17 protein-coding genes are annotated in these 21307 nt (G+C 59.4%); 15 read left to right on the plus strand and 2 right to left on the minus strand.

All coding sequences use genetic code 11. The features are described from left to right. Positions 1-76: 76 nt before the first annotated feature. Complete coding sequence (locus tag NBG89_RS24815; protein WP_431322985.1) at positions 77-790, plus strand: DUF899 family protein; 714 nt, start codon at positions 77-79, stop codon at positions 788-790. Positions 791-811: 21 nt separating this feature from the next. On the opposite strand, the gene NBG89_RS24820 is transcribed toward NBG89_RS24815, so the two are convergent. Further along, positions 812-1702: an AraC family ligand binding domain-containing protein gene (locus NBG89_RS24820; RefSeq protein WP_431322986.1), complete on the minus strand. Its 891-nt coding sequence runs from the start codon at positions 1700-1702 to the stop codon at positions 812-814. A 202-nt stretch (positions 1703-1904) separates the two neighbouring features. Between NBG89_RS24820 and NBG89_RS24825 the strand changes: the two genes are divergently transcribed. The 7 genes from NBG89_RS24825 (at position 1905) to NBG89_RS24855 (ending at position 12510) form a co-directional block, all read left to right on the plus strand. Beyond that, positions 1905-3371: an alpha-glucosidase/alpha-galactosidase gene (locus tag NBG89_RS24825; RefSeq protein ID WP_431322987.1), complete on the plus strand. Its 1467-nt coding sequence runs from the start codon at positions 1905-1907 to the stop codon at positions 3369-3371. 123 nt (positions 3372-3494) lie between these two features. Continuing rightward, entirely contained in the window at positions 3495-5576 is a 2082-nt protein-coding gene (locus NBG89_RS24830) for an ABC transporter substrate-binding protein (RefSeq protein WP_431322988.1), read from the plus strand. A 113-nt stretch (positions 5577-5689) separates the two neighbouring features. Beyond that, complete coding sequence (locus NBG89_RS24835) at positions 5690-6697, plus strand: ABC transporter permease (RefSeq protein ID WP_431322989.1); 1008 nt, start codon at positions 5690-5692, stop codon at positions 6695-6697. Position 6698: 1 nt separating this feature from the next. Further along, entirely contained in the window at positions 6699-7832 is a 1134-nt protein-coding gene (locus NBG89_RS24840; protein WP_431322990.1) for an ABC transporter permease, read from the plus strand. A 10-nt stretch (positions 7833-7842) separates the two neighbouring features. Next, on the plus strand, positions 7843-9510 hold the full coding sequence (locus tag NBG89_RS24845) for an ABC transporter ATP-binding protein (RefSeq protein WP_431322991.1): 1668 nt from the start codon (positions 7843-7845) through the stop codon (positions 9508-9510). 21 nt (positions 9511-9531) lie between these two features. Continuing rightward, entirely contained in the window at positions 9532-10902 is a 1371-nt protein-coding gene (locus NBG89_RS24850) for an alpha-glucosidase/alpha-galactosidase (RefSeq protein WP_431322992.1), read from the plus strand. 288 nt (positions 10903-11190) lie between these two features. Then, entirely contained in the window at positions 11191-12510 is a 1320-nt protein-coding gene (locus tag NBG89_RS24855; protein ID WP_431322993.1) for a TadE/TadG family type IV pilus assembly protein, read from the plus strand. A 91-nt stretch (positions 12511-12601) separates the two neighbouring features. Here NBG89_RS24855 and NBG89_RS24860 read toward each other — a convergent pair whose 3' ends face one another. Further along, positions 12602-12940 (minus strand): peptidylprolyl isomerase, encoded by a 339-nt coding sequence (locus NBG89_RS24860; protein ID WP_431322994.1) that lies wholly within the window; start codon positions 12938-12940, stop codon positions 12602-12604. 472 nt (positions 12941-13412) lie between these two features. Between NBG89_RS24860 and NBG89_RS24865 the strand changes: the two genes are divergently transcribed. The 7 genes from NBG89_RS24865 to NBG89_RS24895 all read left to right on the plus strand — a co-directional run bounded on the left by NBG89_RS24865 (position 13413) and on the right by NBG89_RS24895 (position 21177). Next, positions 13413-14333, plus strand: coding sequence for an ArdC family protein (locus NBG89_RS24865; protein ID WP_431322995.1), 921 nt, complete (start codon positions 13413-13415; stop codon positions 14331-14333). A gap of 38 nt (positions 14334-14371) precedes the next feature. Continuing rightward, the gene (locus NBG89_RS24870; RefSeq protein WP_431322996.1) at positions 14372-14647 is read left to right on the plus strand and encodes a hypothetical protein; all 276 of its coding nucleotides are present in this window, start codon (positions 14372-14374) and stop codon (positions 14645-14647) included. A gap of 35 nt (positions 14648-14682) precedes the next feature. Further along, on the plus strand, positions 14683-15609 hold the full coding sequence (locus NBG89_RS24875; RefSeq protein WP_431324545.1) for a cation diffusion facilitator family transporter: 927 nt from the start codon (positions 14683-14685) through the stop codon (positions 15607-15609). A 393-nt stretch (positions 15610-16002) separates the two neighbouring features. Beyond that, positions 16003-16338, plus strand: a complete 336-nt coding sequence (locus tag NBG89_RS24880; protein WP_431322997.1) for a hypothetical protein — start codon at positions 16003-16005, stop codon at positions 16336-16338. Positions 16339-16840: 502 nt separating this feature from the next. Then, positions 16841-18229: a diguanylate cyclase domain-containing protein gene (locus tag NBG89_RS24885; protein WP_431322998.1), complete on the plus strand. Its 1389-nt coding sequence runs from the start codon at positions 16841-16843 to the stop codon at positions 18227-18229. 403 nt (positions 18230-18632) lie between these two features. Beyond that, a complete protein-coding gene (locus NBG89_RS24890) occupies positions 18633-19559 on the plus strand; it encodes an ArsR/SmtB family transcription factor (protein ID WP_431322999.1) in 927 nt (308 codons plus the stop codon). Positions 19560-19665: 106 nt separating this feature from the next. After that, positions 19666-21177, plus strand: coding sequence for an alpha-N-arabinofuranosidase (locus NBG89_RS24895; protein WP_431323000.1), 1512 nt, complete (start codon positions 19666-19668; stop codon positions 21175-21177). Positions 21178-21307: the final 130 nt, after the last annotated feature.

The raw sequence follows: 21307 nt of genomic DNA on the forward strand, positions 1-21307 counted from the left end.
CTTGTCTGAGCGGCGGACAGCGTCCACGAAATCCGCCGCATGGTTCTGTCAGAAACGTAAGAAGGAGGTTCACGTGATGGATGCGAACAATCTTGTTTCCGCAAGCGAGCTGGCAAGAAGAAACGGCCTAAGCTTTCCGAACGAAAGCCCCGAATATCGGCGCGCTCGCGATGAATTGCTCGCCGAGGAAATCGATTTGCGCCGACATATCGAGCGAGTGGCCGAGCAACGCCGCGCGCTGCCGCCAGGTGGCCAGGTTCGCAAAGACTACCGCTTCCAGGGCCCCGATGGCGAGGTGACGCTGCGCGATCTCTTCGAGGACAAGTCCACACTGGTCGTCTACAATTACATGTATGGGCCGCAGCGCGAACGCCCGTGCCCGATGTGCACATCCATGCTGTCGGCGCTCGACGGAGAGGTTCCGGACATTCGCCAGCAGGTTGCCTTTGCCGTGGTTGCACGTTCGCCAATCGAACGATTGCTTGCATTCAAGAAGGAGCGCGGTTGGCATCACCTGCCACTTTACTGCGACCCGACCGACGAATTCAGTCGCGACTATCACGCCATTGGTCCCGACGGCAGCGATGACGCTGCCTACAACGTCTTCACGCTCAACGATGGTGTGATCCGCCACTTCTGGAACCCGGAAATGGGGCCGGCAACCGCAGACCCTGGCCAGGACCCACGCGGCGCACCGGACTTCATGCCGCTTTGGACCGTGCTCGACACCACGCCGGGTGGACGCCCGCCGACCTGGTATCCGAAGCTCAATTATGACGGCGCACAATAGCACCGACGGTCGATGCGGGCGTCAGCGAACCTTGCCGACGCTCGCATACATGCCAGTTGTACGGAACTCCGTCGGATTGGTGCCATAGACACGCCGGAACACCTTGGAAAAATAATTGGCGTCCTCGAACCCCGAACGGATCGCCACTTCCTTTACGGGCATATTGGCGGTCTTGGTCAACAGCGTCACGGCTCGCTTCAGCCGCTTCTGCAAAACGAATTCTGCCGGCGGCAGGCCTTCATTGGCCGCAAACATTCGGGAAAAATGTGCCCGGCTGAGACCGGCGACCCGCGCAAGATCCTCGACGGGCAGGGGACGCTCCAAGTTCGCCATGATGTAGTCGATGACATGCTGCATCGTCCGGTATTCTTCACTGAAGACGGGATGCGAACCGAAGACGTCGTCGTAGAGCGCCATGGCTGCCTCATAGGCGATTGCGGAGGCCAGTCCAGGCGTTTCCGCGTCATTGATCAGCCGCAGGCTGCAGTCGGCCAGATGCTCGATCGTGTGCGGTTGCAGCTTCAGGATCGGGCCGGTCACTGCAAGGATCGAGCGATGGATACGCAGCGCCTCTTCTCCGTTCATCGAAATCCAGAAGAACTCCCAGCGGTCCCCATCCTCGAGCCAATAGCGATGATTGTGCGGAACGAGGACCAGCAACGTCTCTCCCTCCTTCACCCGAAGCTGGCGATTCTCGTAGCGCAGGTTTCCCGCGCCCTGGATCGTATGCTGGAGGACGGTAAAGGGTGTTTGCCCGCGCTTTCTGCCATCCCAGTCATAGGTGGCGTTCTCGCGGATCTCGTAGCCGGTGCTGGTCGGCATCGTGTGCAGGCTCTGGCGGCCGCGCGGCAGTGACACCGTCCGCATGACTGGACCATTGTCAATCAATTTCTGCAGCACAGAATTACCCATGAAAGCATAATCCTTCTCTGGCGGCCTCGCCGAATTTGCGCATAATCGGCTCTCAAGAGAGAGAACACCGCCAGCAAAGAGGAGCGGCGGGGAGGAGAACAAGCCTGATTTCTGGACTTTTTTGGCGCCGGGCGCAAGCCCGCCTCCAATTCTCCTTCTCATCCTTCAGCGCCGGCAATTTGATCGCATTGAGGCAAAGGCCATGAGTTTCAAAATCGCTATCATCGGCGCAGGCAGCGTCGGCTTCACGAAAAAACTGTTTACCGACATCCTCTGCGTTCCGGAGTTCCAGGACGTCGAGTTCGCGCTCACCGACATGAGCGAGCACAATCTGCAAATGATCAAGCAGATCCTCGACACGATCGTTTCTTCCAACAAGCTGCCGACCAAGGTGACGGCGACGACGAACCGGCGCGAGGCGCTGACAGGGGCGCGCTACATCATCAGCTGCGTGCGCGTCGGCGGTCTCGAGGCCTATGCCGACGACATCCGCATTCCTTTGAAATACGGCATCGACCAGTGTGTCGGCGATACGATCTGCGCCGGCGGCATTCTCTACGGCCAGCGCAACATTCCAGTCATTCTCGATTTTTGCAAAGACATCCGCGAAGTCGCCGAGCCGGGTGCGAAGTTCCTGAACTATGCCAATCCGATGGCCATGAACACCTGGGCCGCGATCGAATACGGCAAGGTCGACACGGTCGGGCTTTGCCACGGCGTCCAGCACGGCGCCGAACAGATCGCCGAGGTCCTCGGGGCAAAATCACCTGCCGAACTCGACTACATCTGCTCGGGCATCAATCATCAGACCTGGTTTGTGGACCTGCGCCTGAACGGGCGCAAGATCGGCAAGGAGGAGTTGATCGCAGCCTTCGAGGCGCATCCGGTCTTCTCGCGGCAAGAAAAGCTGCGTATCGACGTCTTGAAGCGCTTCGGCGTCTACTCCACGGAAAGCAACGGTCATTTGTCGGAGTACCTTCCCTGGTACCGCAAGCGTCCGGACGAGATCACCAAGTGGATCGACATGTCCGACTGGATCCACGGCGAAACCGGCGGCTACCTCAGGCACTCCACAGAAACCCGCAACTGGTTCGAAACCGAATTCCCGCAATTCCTCGAATCGGCGTCCAAGCCGATCGATCCGGCCAAGCGTTCGAACGAGCACGCGAGCCATATTCTCGAGGCGCTGGAAACCGGACGTGTCTACCGCGGTCATTTCAACCTCAAGAACAATGGGGTCATCGCCAATCTGCCGTCGGATGCGATCATCGAGTCGCCAGGCTTCGTCGACCGCTTCGGCATAAACATGGTCTCTGGCATCACCATCCCGGAAGCCTGCGCGGCCACCTGCATCGCCTCGATCAACGTCCAGCGCATGTCGGTTCATGCAGCAGTCAGCGGCGATATCGATCTGTTGAAGCTTGCCGTCCTGCACGACCCGCTGGTCGGTGCGGTCGCCACCCCGGAAGAGGTCTGGCAGATGGTCGACGAGATGGTGGTCGCCCAGGCCAGATGGCTGCCGCAATATGCCAATGCCGTTCCGGCCGCCAAGGAGCGGCTGGCGAAATCGACCGTCAAGACCCGCGAGTGGGCCGGTGCAGCGCGCCGAGACGTCCGCTCGATCGAGGAGTTGCGTGCCGAAAAGGCGGCACTCAAGCAGGCCGTATAGAATTGCCGGAGAAAGGGTGGGCGATGGGGCTTCGGGAGAAAGCCCATCGCCCAAAGCCCGTCACCGGATCGTTTGAGGAGAAGCGGGGTCGCTAAAGGCGCCCTGAAACAAGAGGGAGAAACGATGAGAAATTTCCGCAACATTGGCATTATGGCCGGACTGGCGCTCAGCGTCTCCGTTTCGGCCCTGAGCGCCTACGCCTCGCAGCCGACCGTACCACCCGCGCCGCCACCGTTCCCGGCGGAAGGCAAGATCAAGTATGTCTCGAGGGATTCCATCGAGGAATTCAAGGCATTGCCTGAATATCACGAGCCTGATTGGGTGACGAAGAACTTCGTCTCGACCGGCAAGCTGCCCGCCGTCAAGGACCGCCTTCCGAAGGAACCGCTTGTCTTCAAGACGGAGAACATGGCCGACGGCATCGGTGTCTATGGCGACACCATGCGCCACGTCATCGGTGGTCGTCCGGAAGGATGGAATTATGGCGCTGGCCAGACGCAAGGCTGGGGCGGTATCGATATCGGCCTGTCGGAATGCCTGACACGCACCGCGCCTCTCTTCCAGGTTGAGGCGAAGGATACCGAGCCGCTGCCGAACCTCGCCAAGAGCTGGGAGTGGTCAAAGGATGGTCACAAGCTGACCATGCACCTCGTCGAAGGTGCGAAATGGTCGGATGGCGCCCCCTTCAACGCTGACGACATCATGTTCTACTGGGACGATGAAGTCATCGATCCGAACGTTTCGCCGCTCGGCGGCGGCGCATCGCCGGAGGCGTTCGGCGAGGGAACGACGCTCAAGAAGATCGACGACTACACCGTCGAGTGGACCTTCAAGGATGCCTTCCCGAAGCAGTATCTCTATACCATGGCCTATCCGAGCTTCTGCCCGGGCCCCTCGCATATCCTGAAGCCGCAGCATCCGAAGTATTCGAAGAACACCTATGACCAGTTCAAGAATGCCTTCCCGCCGGAATTCATGAACATGCCGGTCATGGGTGCATGGGTGCCGGTGGAATATCGTCCCGACGACATCATCGTGATGCGTCGCAACCCCTATTACTGGAAGGTCGATGAGAAGGGAAATCAGCTTCCTTATCTCAACGAGCTGCACTACAAGCTGTCGACCTGGGCAGACCGTGACGTGCAGGCGGTTGCCGGCTCCGGAGATTTTTCCAACCTGGAACAGCCGGAAAATTTCGTGGCGTCGCTGAAGCGCGCTGCCGAAAAGTCGGCGCCGGCGCGTCTTGCCTTTGGCCCGCGTCTTATCGGCTACAACCTGCGTATGAACCTCTCCGGAAACGGCTGGGGCGACCCTGATGCGCGTGGCCAGGCCGTCCGTGAACTGAATCGCAATGAAGACTTCCGAAAGGCGATCACCATGGGTCTCGATCGCAAGGCGATCGGCGACTCGCTGGTCAAGGGTCCGTTCACGGCGATCTATCCCGGCGGCATCTCGTCCGGCACGAGTTTCTACGATCGAAATTCCGTGGTTTATTATCCCTTCGATCTGAAGGGCGCCAAGGAATTGCTCGCCAAGGCAGGCCTGAAGGACACCGATGGTGACGGCTTCGTCAACTTCCCGGCAGGCACCGAAGGCGGCAAGAACGTCGAGATCGTGCTTCTCGTCAACAACGGTTACGCGACCGACAAGAGCCTTGCCGAAGGCGTCATCGGACAGATGGAGAAGCTTGGCCTGAAGGTCATTCTCAATGCCTTGGACGGTACGAAGCGTGACGATGCCCACTACGCCGGCCGCTTCGACTGGCTGATCCAGCGCAGTTCGCCGGAACTTGCCTCGGTCGTGCAGAATACCGAGCAGCTTGCCCCGCTCGGTCCGCGTACCAGCTGGCAGCATCGTGCCGGCAAGGACGGCAAAGTTGACCTGATGCCCTACGAAGAAAAGCTGGTCGATATCGTCACCAAGTTCCAGGCCAGCCAGGACAACAATGAGCGCGTCGAACTCATGAAGCAGTACCAGAAGGTCGCGACCGAGAATGTCGATACGGTCGGGCTGACGGAATATCCGGGTGCGCTGATCATCAACAAGCGGTTCTCGAATGTGCCGGAAGGTACCCCGATCTTCATGTTCAACTGGGCTGAAGACTCCGTCATCCGCGAACGTCTGTGGGTGGCCGCCGACAAGCAGGGCAAATACGAACTGTTCCCAGAACAGTTGCCCGGCAAGCCCGGTGACAAGGTCAACTAAGAGTTCCCTCCCAACCAAAAAAAGCCGGTCGCGCGTGAAGCGCGGCCGGGCAATATCAACAAGCCGGCCGCACCGACAGGCGCGACTGGCGGCAAGGAGAAGCGAACCGTCCGATGTTACGTTTCCTGCTCGTGCGCATAGCCTCTGCGATCCCCGTCCTCATCATTTTGAGCATCGTGACCTTCGCGATTATCCAGGCTCCGCCTGGTGACTATGCCGACTACATCCGTTCGCAGCTGATCAATCAGAGTGGTGCCTCCTTTGCTCAGGCCGACGAACAGGCTCAGGCCTATCGTATCGCCCATGGCCTCGATCAGCCGATGGTCATCCAGTATTTCAACTGGATCAAAGGCATCGTGACCCAAGGCGATTTCGGCTACAGCATGTTCTACAACAAGCCGGTCGCCGACGTGGTGGCCGAGCGACTGCCGCGCACCCTGGCCCTGGCCCTGGTCTGCCACATCTTTGCATCCGTGCTTGGAATCGGCTTCGGCATCTGGGCGGCCACCCGTCAGTATAGCTGGATCGACAGCCTGCTTTCGGGCATCTCCTTTCTTGGCATGACGGTGCCGCGCTTCCTGATGGCCCTGATCATCGTCTATCTGCTTGTCTTCCAGTTCAACGTTTCGGAAATCGGCAGTTTCTTCTCGCCTCAGTTTGGCGGCGCGCCGTGGTCCTTTGCGAAATTCCTCGACCTCGTCAGCCATGTCTGGCCGGTCGTCGCCATCGCCACCTTCGGTGGCCTCGCCTACAACATGCGCGTCATGCGCGGCAATCTGCTCGATACGCTGAACGCGCAATATGTCGAAACGGCTCGCGCCAAGGGGCTGTCAGGCGGAGCGGTCGTCATGCGCCATGCCGTGCCGAACGCGCTGCACCCGCTCGTCATGTACCAGGGCGTCGTGCTTCCCTACATGCTGACGGGCGAAATCGAGACGGCAATCATCTTCTCGCTGCCCACCGTCGGTCCGGCCATCGTCGGTTCCATGGCGATCGGCGACGTCTATGTCACGGCCACCTTCATGATGGTCCTTTCGGCAACGCTGATCGTTGGCAACATCATCGCCGACATGCTGCTTGCCATGCTGGACCCGCGTGTCCGCCAGTACGCAGGAGCCTGATATGCTCGCCTTCGATTCCGCGCCACCGCCGCCGCACGAAGAATCTGTCAAGAACGCAGCGCATGGCAATGAAAGCTATCTTGCGCTCGTCTGGCGCCGACTGAGGCGCTCCTGGACCGGCATGATGGGGCTTGTCCTCGTTGGCTTGCTGCTTCTCATGGCAGTTTTTGCGGATTTCTTCGCACCAATGGATCCCAAGGCAACCGATGTCGGCTTCGCCCCACCGCAGGTCATCAGCTTTCGCGACAAGGACGGCAACTTCGCCTATCCGCCGCGCGTCTATGCGCTGGGGGAATCCGAAGAACTCGATCCCGTGACCTTCCAGCCGATTGTCGGGCCGGACTATGACAACCCGCGCTATCTCGGCTTTTTCGTCAAGGGCGCCGAGTATAATCTGCTCGGCCTCATTCCAGCCGATCGGCACTTCTTCGGCTCCGTCGACGGCCAGCCGGTTCACTTCCTTGGAACCGACAAATTTGGCCGTGACATCCTCTCGCGGGCCATCATCGGCTCTCGCATCTCGCTGATGATCGCACTGACGGTTGTCTTCATCGTCACGATCGTCGGCACGACCGTCGGCATGGTTTCCGGCTATTTCGGGGGAACCTTCGATGCCTGGTTGCAGCGCTTCGTGGAAATTGTGCTGGCCTTCCCGCAATTGCCGCTCTACCTGGCCCTGACGTCGCTGATCCCGGTTACCGCGCCGACGAACGTATTCCTGGCTTTCGTCATTGTCGTTATGTCCGCACTCGGCTGGGCGCAGATGTCGCGCGAGGTCCGCGGCAAGACATTGGCTCTCGCCCGCATCGACTATGTGCGTGCGGCCATGGCGGTTGGGGCAACTGACAGGCGCATCATCTTTCAGCACATCTTCCCGAACGTGATGAGCCACGTGATCGTCGCGGTCACCCTGCACATCCCGAGCGTCGTGCTTTTGGAATCGTTCCTCGGCTTCCTCGGTTTTGCCGTCAAGCCGCCGCTGATTTCCTGGGGCCTGATGCTGCAGGACACCGCAAATTACTCCGTCATCGGGACCTATCCCTGGATCCTGGCACCCGTCGGCTTCGTGCTGGTCACCGTCTTCGCCTTCAATGCGTTGGGTGATGGTCTGCGCGATGCGGTCGATCCCTATTGAGGTGATGAAGATGGCACTCTCACTCGTCAATTCCTTCGCGCCGCCCCTTCGTCACGACCACGAGGCGCATTTGGAAAAACCCGTTATCGACGCACGCAACATCGGCGTCAAATTCAAGGTCGAGCACGGTATCGTCGATGCGGTAAAGGACATTTCCTTCCAGCTTTACCGCGGGGAAACCATTGCCATTGTTGGCGAATCCGGCTCCGGTAAATCCGTGACGGCCCGCACTGTCATGGGGCTTTTGTCGAAACGTGCCACCGTCTCCGACAAGTCGAGCGTCCAATATGACGGCAACAACATCCTGTCATTTTCGGAGCGTCAGCGCCGCAAACTGCGGGGTGATCGGATCTCGATGATCTTCCAGGAACCGATGAGTTCGCTGAACCCGATCTACACCATCGGTAGCCAGATCGTCGAAGCGATCCGCGTCCACCGCAAGGTTAGCCGAAGCCAGGCCGAGGCGAGGGCGCTTGAGCTCTTGAAGCACGTTCAGATTCCCGATCCCGAAGCGCGCCTGATGCAGTATCCACATCAGTTGTCGGGCGGACAGCGCCAGCGCGTGATGATCGCCATGGCCCTTGCCAACGATCCCGACGTTTTGATTGCGGACGAGCCGACGACGGCGCTCGACGTGACCGTGCAGGCCCAGATCCTCAATCTCATTCGCAACCTGCAGACGGAACTGCGCATGGCGGTGATCCTCATCACCCACGATCTCACGGTCGTGCGCAAGTTCTCCGACTATGTCTATGTCATGCAGCATGGTGAAATGCGCGAGCACAATACGACCGAACAGCTCTTTGCCAATCCCCAGCATGCCTACACCAAGCACCTTCTCGGCTCGGAGCCGCGCGGCCAGGCCAATCCGTTGCCGGAAGGGTCCGATGTCATCCTCGATGCGCGCAACGTACGCGTCTCGTTCATGATGCGGCATGGCACCTTCTTTAGACCGCAACTGAAGGAACTGGTTGCAGTCGACAGCCTGAACCTGACGCTTCGCCGACACGAAACGCTGGGGCTTGTCGGTGAGTCTGGTTCCGGCAAGACGACCTTCGGACAGGCCCTCATTCGACTGAACGAGCCGGACGGAGGCGAGATCTTCTTCGACAAGGCGCCGATCCATGGCAAATCGCGCTCCGAGATGCGGCCACTGCGTTCGCGCATGCAGGTCGTCTTTCAGGACCCGTTCTCGTCGCTCAACCCACGCATGACGATCGGCCAGATCATCGCGGAGGGATTGATCGTCAACCAACTCGGCGCGACCAGGGCAGAACGGCTCGATCGCGTTCGCGAGGCGCTCATAGCGGCCGGTATGCCCGGCAATATCCTGTCACGCTTTCCGCACGAGTTTTCCGGGGGGCAGCGGCAGCGCATCGCCATCGCTCGTGCAATTGCGCTGGAGCCTGAATTCATCCTGCTGGATGAGCCGACGTCGGCGCTTGACCTGTCTGTCCAGGCCCAGATCATCGAACTGCTGCGCAAGCTGCAGGACGAACGCGGCCTCAGCTATCTCTTCATCTCGCATGACCTCAAGGTCGTGCGCGCCCTCTGCCACCGGGTGATCGTTATGCAGCACGGTAAGATCATGGAAGAGGGGCCCGTCAACGAAGTTCTCACCAATCCCAAGACCGCCTACACGGAACGGCTCGTCAAAGCCGCTTTCGAGGTAGCCTGATTGCACATGCCGGAGGTTATAATGGCAAGAAATCCCAAGATCACATTTATCGGAGCAGGCTCCACCGTCTTCATGAAGAACATCATCGGCGACGTGTTGCAGCGCCCGGCGCTGTCGGGTGCGACAATCGCGTTGATGGACATCAATCCGCAGCGCCTGGAAGAAAGCGCGATTGTCGTCAACAAGCTGATCTCCACGCTTGGGGTCAATGCCAAGGCAGAGACCTATTCCGACCAGCGCAAGGCGCTTGATGGCGCCGACTTCGTCGTCGTTGCCTTCCAGATCGGCGGTTACGAGCCCTGCACGGTTACCGACTTCGAGATCCCGAAGAAGTTCGGCCTGCGCCAGACGATTGCCGATACGCTCGGCGTCGGCGGCATCATGCGCGGCCTGCGCACCGTGCCGCATCTCTGGAAGATCTGCGAGGACATGCTTGCCGTCTGCCCCGAGGCGATCATGCTGCAATATGTCAACCCGATGGCGATCAACACCTGGGCGATTGCGGAAAAATACCCCGCTATCAAGCAGGTCGGCCTTTGCCACTCGGTGCAGGGCACCGCGATGGAACTCGCCCACGACCTCGACATTCCCTACGAGGAAATCCGCTACCGCTCTGCCGGCATCAACCACATGGCGTTTTACCTGAAGTTCGAGCATCGCCAGGCGGACGGTACCTACAAGGATCTTTATCCGGAACTGGTGCGCGCCTACCGCGAAGGCCGCGCACCGAAGCCTGGCTGGAATCCGCGCTGCCCGAACAAGGTGCGCTACGAGATGCTGACCCGTCTCGGCTATTTCGTGACCGAGAGCTCGGAGCATTTTGCCGAGTACACGCCCTACTTCATCAAGGAAGGTCGCGAGGATCTGATCGAGAAGTTCGGGATCCCGCTCGACGAATATCCGAAGCGCTGCATCGAGCAGATCGAGCGCTGGAAGGGGCAGGCGCAAGCCTATCGCTCGGCCGACAAGATCGAGGTGAAGCAATCGAAGGAGTATGCCTCGTCGATCATCAATTCGGTCTGGACGGGCGAACCCTCCGTAATCTACGGCAACGTCCGCAACAATGGCTGCATCACATCGCTACCTTCTAACTGTGCTGCTGAAGTGCCTTGCCTCGTAGACGCATCCGGCATCCAGCCGACCTTCATCGGCGACCTGCCGCCCCAGCTGACGGCGCTGATCCGCACCAACATCAACGTCCAGGAATTGACGGTCCAGGCGCTGATGACCGAAAATCGCGAGCACATCTACCATGCGGCGATGATGGACCCGCATACGGCGGCAGAACTCGACCTCGACCAGATCTGGTCAATGGTCGACGAGATGCTCGCCGCCCACGGCGACTGGCTACCGGCATGGGCTCGCAGTGGCCGCAAGGTTCAGGCCGCCTGACCATCTCTCTCCCGGTCACGGCCACATGAGGTCCCGCGGCGTCGCCGCGGGACTTTTTTTGTGCTGCGGCTGCGAAGCGAAACAAACTCTTATCGGTAAAGGCGACCGAAGCTGTCCTTGCCGAAGAGGCCAACCTCAATAGGCTGGACAAGCTTCCATGCCAGCTCCTTGCCGGCGGGTGGACTCTATTTCGAGGATAAGTAGAATTCGAATGGTTCAAGCAATCAATCTTTATATCACTATATAATAATGTGGCTCCCGTGGCCGTATCGGATCAGGGACGCAAAGATGCTTGAATTTCTCAGTCGGCATGCCCATCGATTTCTTCGCAACAATGACGGCAACTTCGCAGTCTTGACTGCGCTGGCAATGGTGCCGCTGCTCGCGGCCGCCTCAGTTGCAGTCGACTACACCAATGCCGGTTTCGAGGCTGACAAGCTGCAGGAGGCGTTGGACAGCGCCGCGCTGAGGGCGGTGCGGCTTTACGGCGAAGGCCAAACCGAGGCGGAAGCCACCCAGGTGGCAAACGATACGTTCTTCGGCAACTGGGACCACTCACAAGGCAACGGGCAAGCCGCCGCGGCGGTGCCCTCGTCTATCAATATCCTCTATACGGAGGCGGGACAGCAGATAACGGCAGCGGCCAACTATTCGTTTGATTACCAGCCGGTGTTCCTGACCCGCTTGTCGTTTCCCATCTCCCGCCACAGCAGTGCGTCTTACCAGACGGGCGGGGAAGCTTGCATCCTGGCGCTCAATCGGACGGCTGACCGCGCGTTCGAGGTCAGCGGCAGTTCCACGGTCGACACATCCGGCTGCACAATCACCGCAAACTCAAGCAGCAATGAAGCCATCTATGTCGGCGGGTCGGGAACCTTGAAGACGGAATGTCTTTATACGCCGGGTAAGGTCTCGGCGTCGCCAAACAGCACGACTCTCGCCTGCGGCCATGCGCATGAAGGAAGCTCAGTGGCCATTGACCCGTTCAAGCGCAAGACAATGCCTGCAGCCGGACAAGCCGTGGATCTGTCCGGATGCGGACAGAACTTTGTCGGCGGTGGCGGTGGCGGCGGTACCTGCAATGGTACCGGCAAGACGCCAAACAAGCCTGCCGCAGGATATGCCGTGACGCTGAAGCCTGGGACCTATGCCGGCCTCGAAATCAAGGGCAATGTGAAGCTGCAGCCCGGCAACTACATCATCGACGGCGGCACTTTGAAGTTCGCCAGCCAGTCGGTCATCACCGGCGATCAGGTCACCTTCTTCCTTCTGAACGGTGCCTCAATCGACATCCATGGCGGCTCGACCTTCAACGTCACCGCTGCGACATCGGGCGCATGGGCCGGGTTCTCGATCGTCGCCGACCGGAGCAACACAGCTGCCGCGGTCATCAACGGGAACAGCAGCTCGCATCTTAACGGCATCATCTACATGCCGGCGGCCCAGGAAGTCCAATACGCCGGCAATGGCGGGACGGGCGGCGAATGCGTCCGCATCATCGCCCAGGAGATCACCATGATCGGCAACAGCACGTTCAAGCTGGATTGCAAGCAGGAACTGGCCGATAACCAGATCAACAGTCCCGGCGCCATCCGGCTTGTCCAGTAAGGCCGTACTGCCGGTAACGATGGGCTGTTCGATTGATGGCGAGCTCCGGGGGGCGTCAAACTTAAAGGGCGGCAGCTCATCAAGCCTTGGGTCATTGCACAAGCGGCGACGCACTCGCGTCGAGATCGACGCCGGTAATATCAGTCTGGCCGGCGGGCAGGCGCTCGGCGATGTGGTCCCGGGCGAACGCGAAGGGGAGCATTCTGCCGAGGATGCGGCTGGCGACCGTCATGATGTGGAAACCGCAGCGGGTTCTTACGAGCTCGGGCGGCAGGCCGATCGAGCCCAGTCTGAACAGTGCTTGGTCGAGTTTCCGGAGCGTATCGCCCCGGGCGGTCAGGCCGAGAAGCCCGAAGCGTTCGACAATTCGCGCGTCATCGAAGTGAAGCGATCGGCTCCCGCAGCAGCTCGTTCGATGTTTCCTTGGCATGCGCCAGAACCCTCAGCCGATATCCATTCGACCATGGCCGCGCCGCGGTCGCGCCGTCGCCGTCGATTTCGGGGCAGCGGCTGCAGCATCGTCTCGCAGCGATGAGACAATGGCGCGCTGAACGCATCGAGCCCCTTAAGTGTCGAGCGGCCGCATGGGGTTCAGCTTGCGCCGTCCCATTTTGCCGAGGCAATTGCGGGTGGTGAGGGCAGCCGCCATCGACCAGCTTTGGCGGTAACGCAGCCGGCGCGACCACGTCCGAATGGCCTGCCTGCCGTTGAACATCGCGGTGATGCCTGCGCTTCGCGTCCTGCACCGGCTTTGGGTCCTGCCGGGCTCGCGCTGCCCCGCAACGGCCTGCCGTCCTCCACTTTCGTTTCGGCCCTATCGGGTGCGGGCCAGCGCTTGCAGCCCGGCTTTCGGACCGCCGTAGCAGGTCGCGATGGTCGCGACCTCGAACGGAGGTTTGAACATGACGGGGCAGCCAACTAAACGGTCCGATCTCTACAGCCGCATCACCGACAAGATCATCGCCGAACTTGAGCAAGGTGTCAGACCCTGGACGCAGCCCTGGCAAACGGCCTGCCCGTCAGATCGCGTCTCAAGGCCACTTCGCCACAATGGCGAGCCGTATTCTGGCATCAACGTCCTCATTCTCTGGTGCGAGGCAATCGCACGCGGTTTCTCATCGGCCACCTGGATGACCTTTCGCCAGGCGCTGGAATACGGTGGCGCAGTCCGCAAGGGCGAGACCGGTACGACAGTCGTCTTTGCCAGTTCGTTCATCCGCGCAAAAAGCGCCGAAACTGGCGAGGACGTCGAACACGATATCCCGTTCATGAAAGCATACACGGTCTTCAATGCCGATCAGATCACGGGTCTTGACGGGCGGTTTCAGGAGACCACAACCCCGTCACACCCATTTGACCGGATTGGCGATGCCGGTCGCTTCTTTGCAAGTACCGGCGCGCTGATCCGCCACGGTGGGTCGTCGGCCTATTATGTGCCTGCCCACGACTATATCCAGATGCCATCCTTTGATGATTTCAGAAACGACGCTTCCTACGTTGCCATCCTCAGTCACGAGATGACCCATTGGACGGCGGCAAAGGACCGGCTCGATCGTGATCTCAGCCGCTATGCGAAGGACCGGAGCGAGCGTGCCCGCGAAGAGCTTGTCGCCGAACTCGGCAGCTGCTTCCTCTGCGCCGACCTCGGCGTCGTTCCCGAACTTGAACCACGTCCCGATCATGCGAGCTACATCGACAGCTGGCTAAAGGTACTCGATGGTGACAAGCGCGCGATCTTCGCCGCCGCCGCCCATGCCCAGCGCGCAGTCGATTATCTGCATCACCTGCAGCCGCGGATGGCAAACGAGGGGGAGGTGGCCTAGAGCCATCTTCTCCTTCTGTAGCGGGCATGTGGCCGGGAATGCTTCGGCCAGCGGTGTGGATAGTCCGCGCAAGGCATTTCGCTGCAACGGAGGGTCTGACGAAGGCGCTCGAAGCAGTCGACGGCGTTGAGGTGCTGATCCTTGTCGACAACGCGACTGACAATCTCTCAACAGTGCCGTCAGTTGTGCAGACCGAGTTTGCCGCCCTGGAACCGCCGGCGGCGGATCTGGCCTACACTGTGGAGCGGCGCAAGCGGGTGCATCGAAATCGAGGGGCGATCACACCGAGGATTGATCCGGAAATGATAGGATGACGCGGTTCAGCACCGGGACGGTGGGGGAGATGCGGATGTGGAGTGAGCAGGGTTTTTTACGCGTCTCGATCGCGGCCACGGTCGTGGTCGCCGGCCTCGGTGTCGTCTTCGGCATATTGTCGGGCTCGTTTTCCATCGCCTTCGACGGCGTCTATTCGCTGGCGGACGCAGCAATGACGGGCCTTGCGCTATGGGTTTCGAGCCTGATCGTCAAGTCGGCGCAGACCGATGCCCTCTCTGGCAGAATTCGCAACCGCTTCACCATGGGGTTCTGGCATCTGGAGCCGATCGTCCTCATGCTCAACGGCTGCCTGCTCATGACGGTGGCGGTCTATGCGCTCATCAACGCGATCATCAATATCCTCAATGGCGGTCACGAGCTGCATTTCGGTGTTGCGATCGCCTATTCCGCGGTGACATTGCTCGTCTGTATGGCCATGGCCGGAATGGGCATCAGGCTGAACCGCCGCCTGCGATCGAATTTCATATCGCTCGATATCACGGCCTGGATCATGTCCGGCGGGATTGCGCTCGCATTGCTGATTGCGTTTCTCATCGGACTTGCCGTTTTGCCGACGCCCGCTGCCTGGGTCGCAAACTATGTCGACCCGGTCGTCCTGGCGCTTGTCAGCCTAGTGATGATCCCGCTTCCAATCGGTACCGTCTGGAAGGCGCTTACGGAAATCCTGCTGATCGCGCCGGTGGACCTGAGGGACCATGTCGATCGCGTTGCGTCGGAGACGGTGCGCCGCCTCGGCTTCCTCTCCTATCGCGCCTATGTCGCCCGCGTCGGCCGAGCGACGCAGATCGAGCTTTACTTTATCGTTCCCGGGGGGCTGCCGCCGAAGACGGTCGAGGAGTGGGATGCGCTGCGCGATGAAATCGGTGAAGCGATCGGCGACGAGAGTGCTAATCGCTGGCTGACCATTGCCTTTACCGCAGACGTGGAATGGGCGGAATAGCCTTTTTTGACTTTGCGCTCTTCGGGCACGATCCCTTGGCCTGCGCCCGGCGTGTACGATCCGCCAAGCTAAGACGAAAACGCCGCGCGACTGCTGTTCTAACCATCGCATCCGGGTGGAATACACGGAATTCCATAAAGCATTTCCGGTCGCTCATTGACGAGGACTTTGTTGGAAAAACGTCGGCCGGCGCGCGCATGAGTGATGTGCGGCGACAGAGCCGATGGCTTCCGCCATGTTGTGACGCGCGCCTGACAATCATGACGGTAAATGCGTGATCGCAATTCCACTAGATCACCTTGCGCAAAAAACGGTACCCAATGGTACCATTTTTTACTTGCTGGTAAGGCAGGGCGAAGTAGACAGGTACAAGTCGCCTGTAAGGAGGGTCGTATGGTCACCGCTATTTCGAATTCGTCGGCATCGACGACATTGCTTTCGACATCAACTTCTTCCTCTTCCTCGGACGATGCCGCGAGCATCAAGCAGGAAATCGCCAGCAAGAAGGCCGAACTTGCCAGCACGAAGGATCCGAACGAAGCTCAAACGCTGCAAAGCGACATTTCAACGCTTGAGGCAAAATTGGCCAAGCTGGAGAAGTCTTCGAATGCAGCCTCCCGACAGCAGGGCGGAGCCCTGCAGCCCACACTCTCTGGTGAAGGCGACCGCATCGGAACCAAGAACTTTGACGAAGACAGCGACTTCGGAGAGCGGGTCGCCTACGTCTGATTCCAACAGACGGGTTCAATGCGCAGGCTTTAGCGACAAACTCGCCCCGCCACCCTCCGTCTGGACCGGCGCAGGGATCGCCGACTGCTCCGGCGCGCGTCCCGTGCAATCTTCGGCATCACCTATCATCACCTATGCAGTCTTCCCATATCGCCTCCATCATCGAGCTTCCGATGTCCGTGGGTATTTGTCTTGTTGAGGTATTTGCGACGGATCAGGCGACCAGCGGCGGCGCGGGCCGCCGGCGCTAACGATTGGTGGCGGTCACCGACAACAAGAGGGATTGGAACTGCGCCCGCCCGAAGCAATTTGCACTGGCTCGTGCCAATCTCATCGAAATTGATCCAAGAAAGATCGAAACCGAGGCTCTTTCTTCACGACTTCTAAATTGAGCGCGTGCATAGGTCATCATTAAAGGCGGGCGGTCACCCAAGCCCAGAGCGCCGGGTTTGTGGAATTGCTCGGCGCCATTCCACGCAAGAAATGCTGTTCGTTGAGAAAAATGCCCCGACAAATCGATGCCACCCGGCAATTCTTCTTCAAGGTCATTCTGCCGCTTGCCCTGCTGATCGCCTTGCTGCTCGTTGGTTCGGCTGGCGGTTTGATCTGGCTCGCTGACTATCAGACGAAGGCCGCGATTGGCGAACAGGCGCGATTGGCCCGCGCTGCAGTTGACGTCCACGGCGAAGCCCTCGCCAAGGGAGCCGCAGACTACGGTCATTGGGACGAGGCTGTGGAGGCGATCGTCGATCGCTTCGATTTTTCCTGGGTCGACGGCAATATCGGCCAGGCCGGCGCCCAGAATTACGGCCTGGCCATGTCTTTCGTCCTGGACCCGGAAAATCGTACTCTCTACTCCTACGTCGATGGCAAAGGCGGCACTGTGGATGCCCGGTCGCTTCTTTCGAACGGCTTCAACGAAATACTTGCGCGCAATCGTGCGGGCGATCACGTCAGTTCCACATCTGGCCTTGTGACTGCAGGAAACGAGCTTGCAATGGTGGCGGTAGCACCCTTGCGCCCCTTTGATGACAAGGCACGATCGCAGGATACCGGCTATCTGATCGTGTTCGTCGACGTCTTGAACGGAGCCCGTCTGGCTGACCTCGGCCACACGTATCTGCTGCCCAATCTGAGGGCCGCTGATATCGATGACGGGAGTGTTGATCCACGTGCGCGGATACGCATTTCGGACGAGATACGGGCGACGGCCCGCTATCTGGCTTGGGATCCTGTGCGTCCCGGTGATGCGCTTTTGCGAACAGCCGGGCCGGTTCTTGTTCTCACTCTGTGTGCCTTCGTGGCCCTGTCGATAGTCGTGCTTCGCTATTCGGGAGAGGCTGCACGGCTGATCCGCAGCAGCGAGGCTCGCGCCATGCGCGACGCACTGACAGGCTTGCCCAATCGCCTGCTGCTGCTTGATCGCCTCGATCGCCTCGTCGGCCACCTGAAAAGCCGCCAGCCGGGCGTAGCCCTCATGTATCTCGATCTGGACGGCTTCAAAGCGATCAATGACGGGCACGGCCATGCGGCCGGCGATGAGCTTCTCTGTCAGGTCGCGCAGCGCCTGCGGTCGCTTCTTCGTGAGCAGGATACTGCAGCCCGTCTCGGCGGCGACGAATTTGTCGTGGTGATGCCAGGGCTGACCAACCAGGACGAGTTGCGCACACGTGCAAGCAGGATCATCGAAACCTTGCGATCGCCCTATAGGGTCGCTGACACGGTCGTCGAAATCGGTGTCAGCATTGGCATCGCAGTCTCGCCCACCGACGGGCAAGAAAGCGCCGCTCTCCTGCAGAAGGCCGATCAAGCGCTCTACCTGGCCAAATCGAGCGGCAAAGGAATAGCACGGTTTCACTCGGATAAGGCCCTTCAGGTGGTCAGCGGCTAGCGCATTTCTGCGCTCCCCGACCTAGTGTGGCTCGTCGGAAATACCGGTTCGGGGCGCGAAACGCGTCGCTCTGCAACTATTCTCTTCAGTCGTCCAAGCGCTCATCGCAATGGTCGCAGTTCATTGGCACCGTGTTAAGGCCAGCCTGAAATCGATGAGCCGTGCTCAAGACGGTGCTCGTCTTCGTCGATCCACGTTGACGGATTTCAGGTAAGGCCCAGTGGCGGCTGTTCTCATCCACCTGGTCCTTATGTCCAAGGTCAGCGCGGGAGGACCTTGACGCCCACCGCGGACGCGTTCCCTGCAACGCCAGCCAATCGCTTTTACCTCCACCGATCACCAATTGATAACATCACATTTTCTGATATAGAACAGAGACTATCCCGTCGCAGATCGGAGCCCCATGAGCCGCAATTTTCTTGTCGTCGACCCCGAAGAGGGGATGCCTATCCTCAAGGGGCTCGCATCGCCGGCTCGCGTCGCCGTGCTGAAGCTTTTGCACGAGAAGGGGGCGCTGAACGTCAATGAAATCGCTGAGATCCTTGATCTGCCGCAGTCGAGCGTCTCGACCAATGTCCAGATGCTGGAAGAGGCCGGGCTGATCCGTACCGAGACGCAAAAGGCACGCAAGGGCAACCAGAAGGTCTGCCGTAGCGTCTATGACGAGATTCTCGTCGTCTTCAAGAATGAAATCAAGGAAACCGAACCGGACGCGATCGAGGTGTCGATGCCGCTTGGTCTCTATACGAGTTTCGAAGTGACGGCGCCTTGTGGCCTGTGTTCAGCCGACGGTATCATTGGGCTCCTCGACGTTCCCAATACCTTCCTCGATCCGGATCGCATGAAAGCGGGGCTCATCTGGTTCACGCGAGGCCACGTCGAGTATCAGTTCCCCAATAACGCGCGACTGACGAACACCAGCATTCGCGAGATCGAATTCGTCATGGAGTTAAGCTCAGAGGTTCCTGGGACCAGCGCCGACTGGCCCTCCGACATCACCCTCACGGTCAACGGTGCCGATATCGGAACCTGGACGTCGCCAGGGGATTTCGGCGACAAACGGGGGGTCTTCACGCCTGACTGGTGGAAGCTGAAGGGCTCGCAGTACGGCAAGTTGAAGAACTTCCGCATCAACGATGATGGCGCCTTCGTCGATGGTTTGCGCATTTCCGATGTCACGCTTGCCGATCTGAAGCTCGATGAGCACCATTCGGTGCGCCTGCGGATCGGTGTGCGCGACGACGCCAAACATCCTGGTGGCATCAACATCTTTGGTCGCGGCTTCGGCAACTATGATCAGGACATTCTGCTGCGGCTGAAGACCCGGTAAGTCTATCCGGATTTCTGAACTTTACGCTTGACCAGCTCCCGTGCTTCCGCTTTATTGATCTCAAATTGTGATACAAATCACAAAAGACGATATAGTGGAGGATGACATGAAGGCGGCGGTCACAGCGCATAGCAAATACACGATCTCGGAGATCGATCCGCGCCTGTATGGCTCGTTCATCGAGCATCTCGGCCGTGCTGTCTATACCGGCATCTACGAGCCTGGTCATGCGAGCGCTGACGAAAACGGCATGCGCAAGGATGTCATCGAGCTCGTCAAGGAGCTGAACGTTCCGATCGTGCGCTACCCCGGTGGGAATTTCGTGTCTGCCTACAATTGGGAAGACGGCATCGGTCCCAAGGAAAGTCGCCCGACACGCCTCGATCTTGCCTGGCACACCTGCGAGAGCAACCAGGTCGGCATCCACGAGTTTGCCGATTGGTGCACGTCGGCCAACACCGAGATGATGCTTGCGGTCAACCTCGGCTCACGCGGTCTTGATGAAGCGCGCAACTTCCTCGAATATGTCAATCATTCCGGCGGCAGTGAGTGGAGCGACAAGCGCATTGCCAACGGCCGCAGCGAGCCCTGGGATGTCAAACTCTGGTGCCTCGGCAACGAGATGGACGGCCCCTGGCAGATCGGCCACAAGAGGGCGGACGAGTATGGCCGGCTGGCCCATGAGACCGCCAAGGCCATGCGCGCCTTCGACAGCTCGCTCGAACTCGTCGTCTGCGGTTCGTCAAACGCGCACATGCCGACCTATCCGGAATGGGAAGCGACGGTGCTCGACCACACCTACAATGAGGTCGACTACATCTCGTTGCACATGTACTTTGAAAATCGCGCCAAGAACACCGCCAACTATCTCGCCCGCAGCATCGAACTCGACAATTACATCGGCACGGTCGCCGGCGTGATCGACTACGTCAAGGCGAAGAAGCGCTCATCCAAAAATGTGTACATCTCGTTCGACGAATGGAATGTCTGGTACCACTCCAAGGAACGCGACAAGGCAACGCTTGCCGGTGCGAACGGTTGGCCGCATGCGCCCGCACTGCTGGAGGATGACTATAACTTCGAGGACGTCCTGCAGGTTGGCTGCATCCTCAACACCTTCATCAATCGGGCGGATGTGGTCAAGATTGCCTGCCTGGCACAGCTCGTCAACGTCATCGCCCCGATCATGACCGTCCCGGGTGGTCCGGCATGGCGCCAGACGATCTTCTATCCCTACTATTTCGCTTCCGTCTATGGACGCGGAACGGCGCTCAAGCTGATGGTCGACAGCCCGACCTACACGGTCGATGACCTTGGCGACGTTCCTTACCTCGACGTGTCTGCGGTTCATGATGCGGACAAGAAGACCGTGACCTTCTTTATCGTCAACCGCCATGGCACGGAGCCGCTCGATCTCGACGCAGGCCTGCTTGAATTCGGCGCCTTGCGGGTCATCGACGATCAGGTCCTTGCCCACAGCGATCTCAACATCACGAACACCGCCGACAAGCCCAGCAACGTCGTGCCGAAGGCGGCAACCGGTTCAAGCTTCGTCGACGGCAAGCTCAAGGCAAGGATTGCCCCGCTCTCCTATCGGATGATCCGTCTGCAAGCGTAATATGAATCCTGATTTCTGATACATATCAAACGATATGTTGACAATGCAATGGTATGATTTAACGTCAGCACCTGTCTTGACGTGCCACTGGGAGGAAAAGATGGGAGCAAGCGCTTCTGTTTTGGCACCA

The sequence above is a fragment of the Rhizobium sp. YTU87027 genome (genome assembly GCF_050644135.1).
Taxonomy (GTDB): Bacteria; Pseudomonadota; Alphaproteobacteria; order Rhizobiales; family Rhizobiaceae; genus Rhizobium.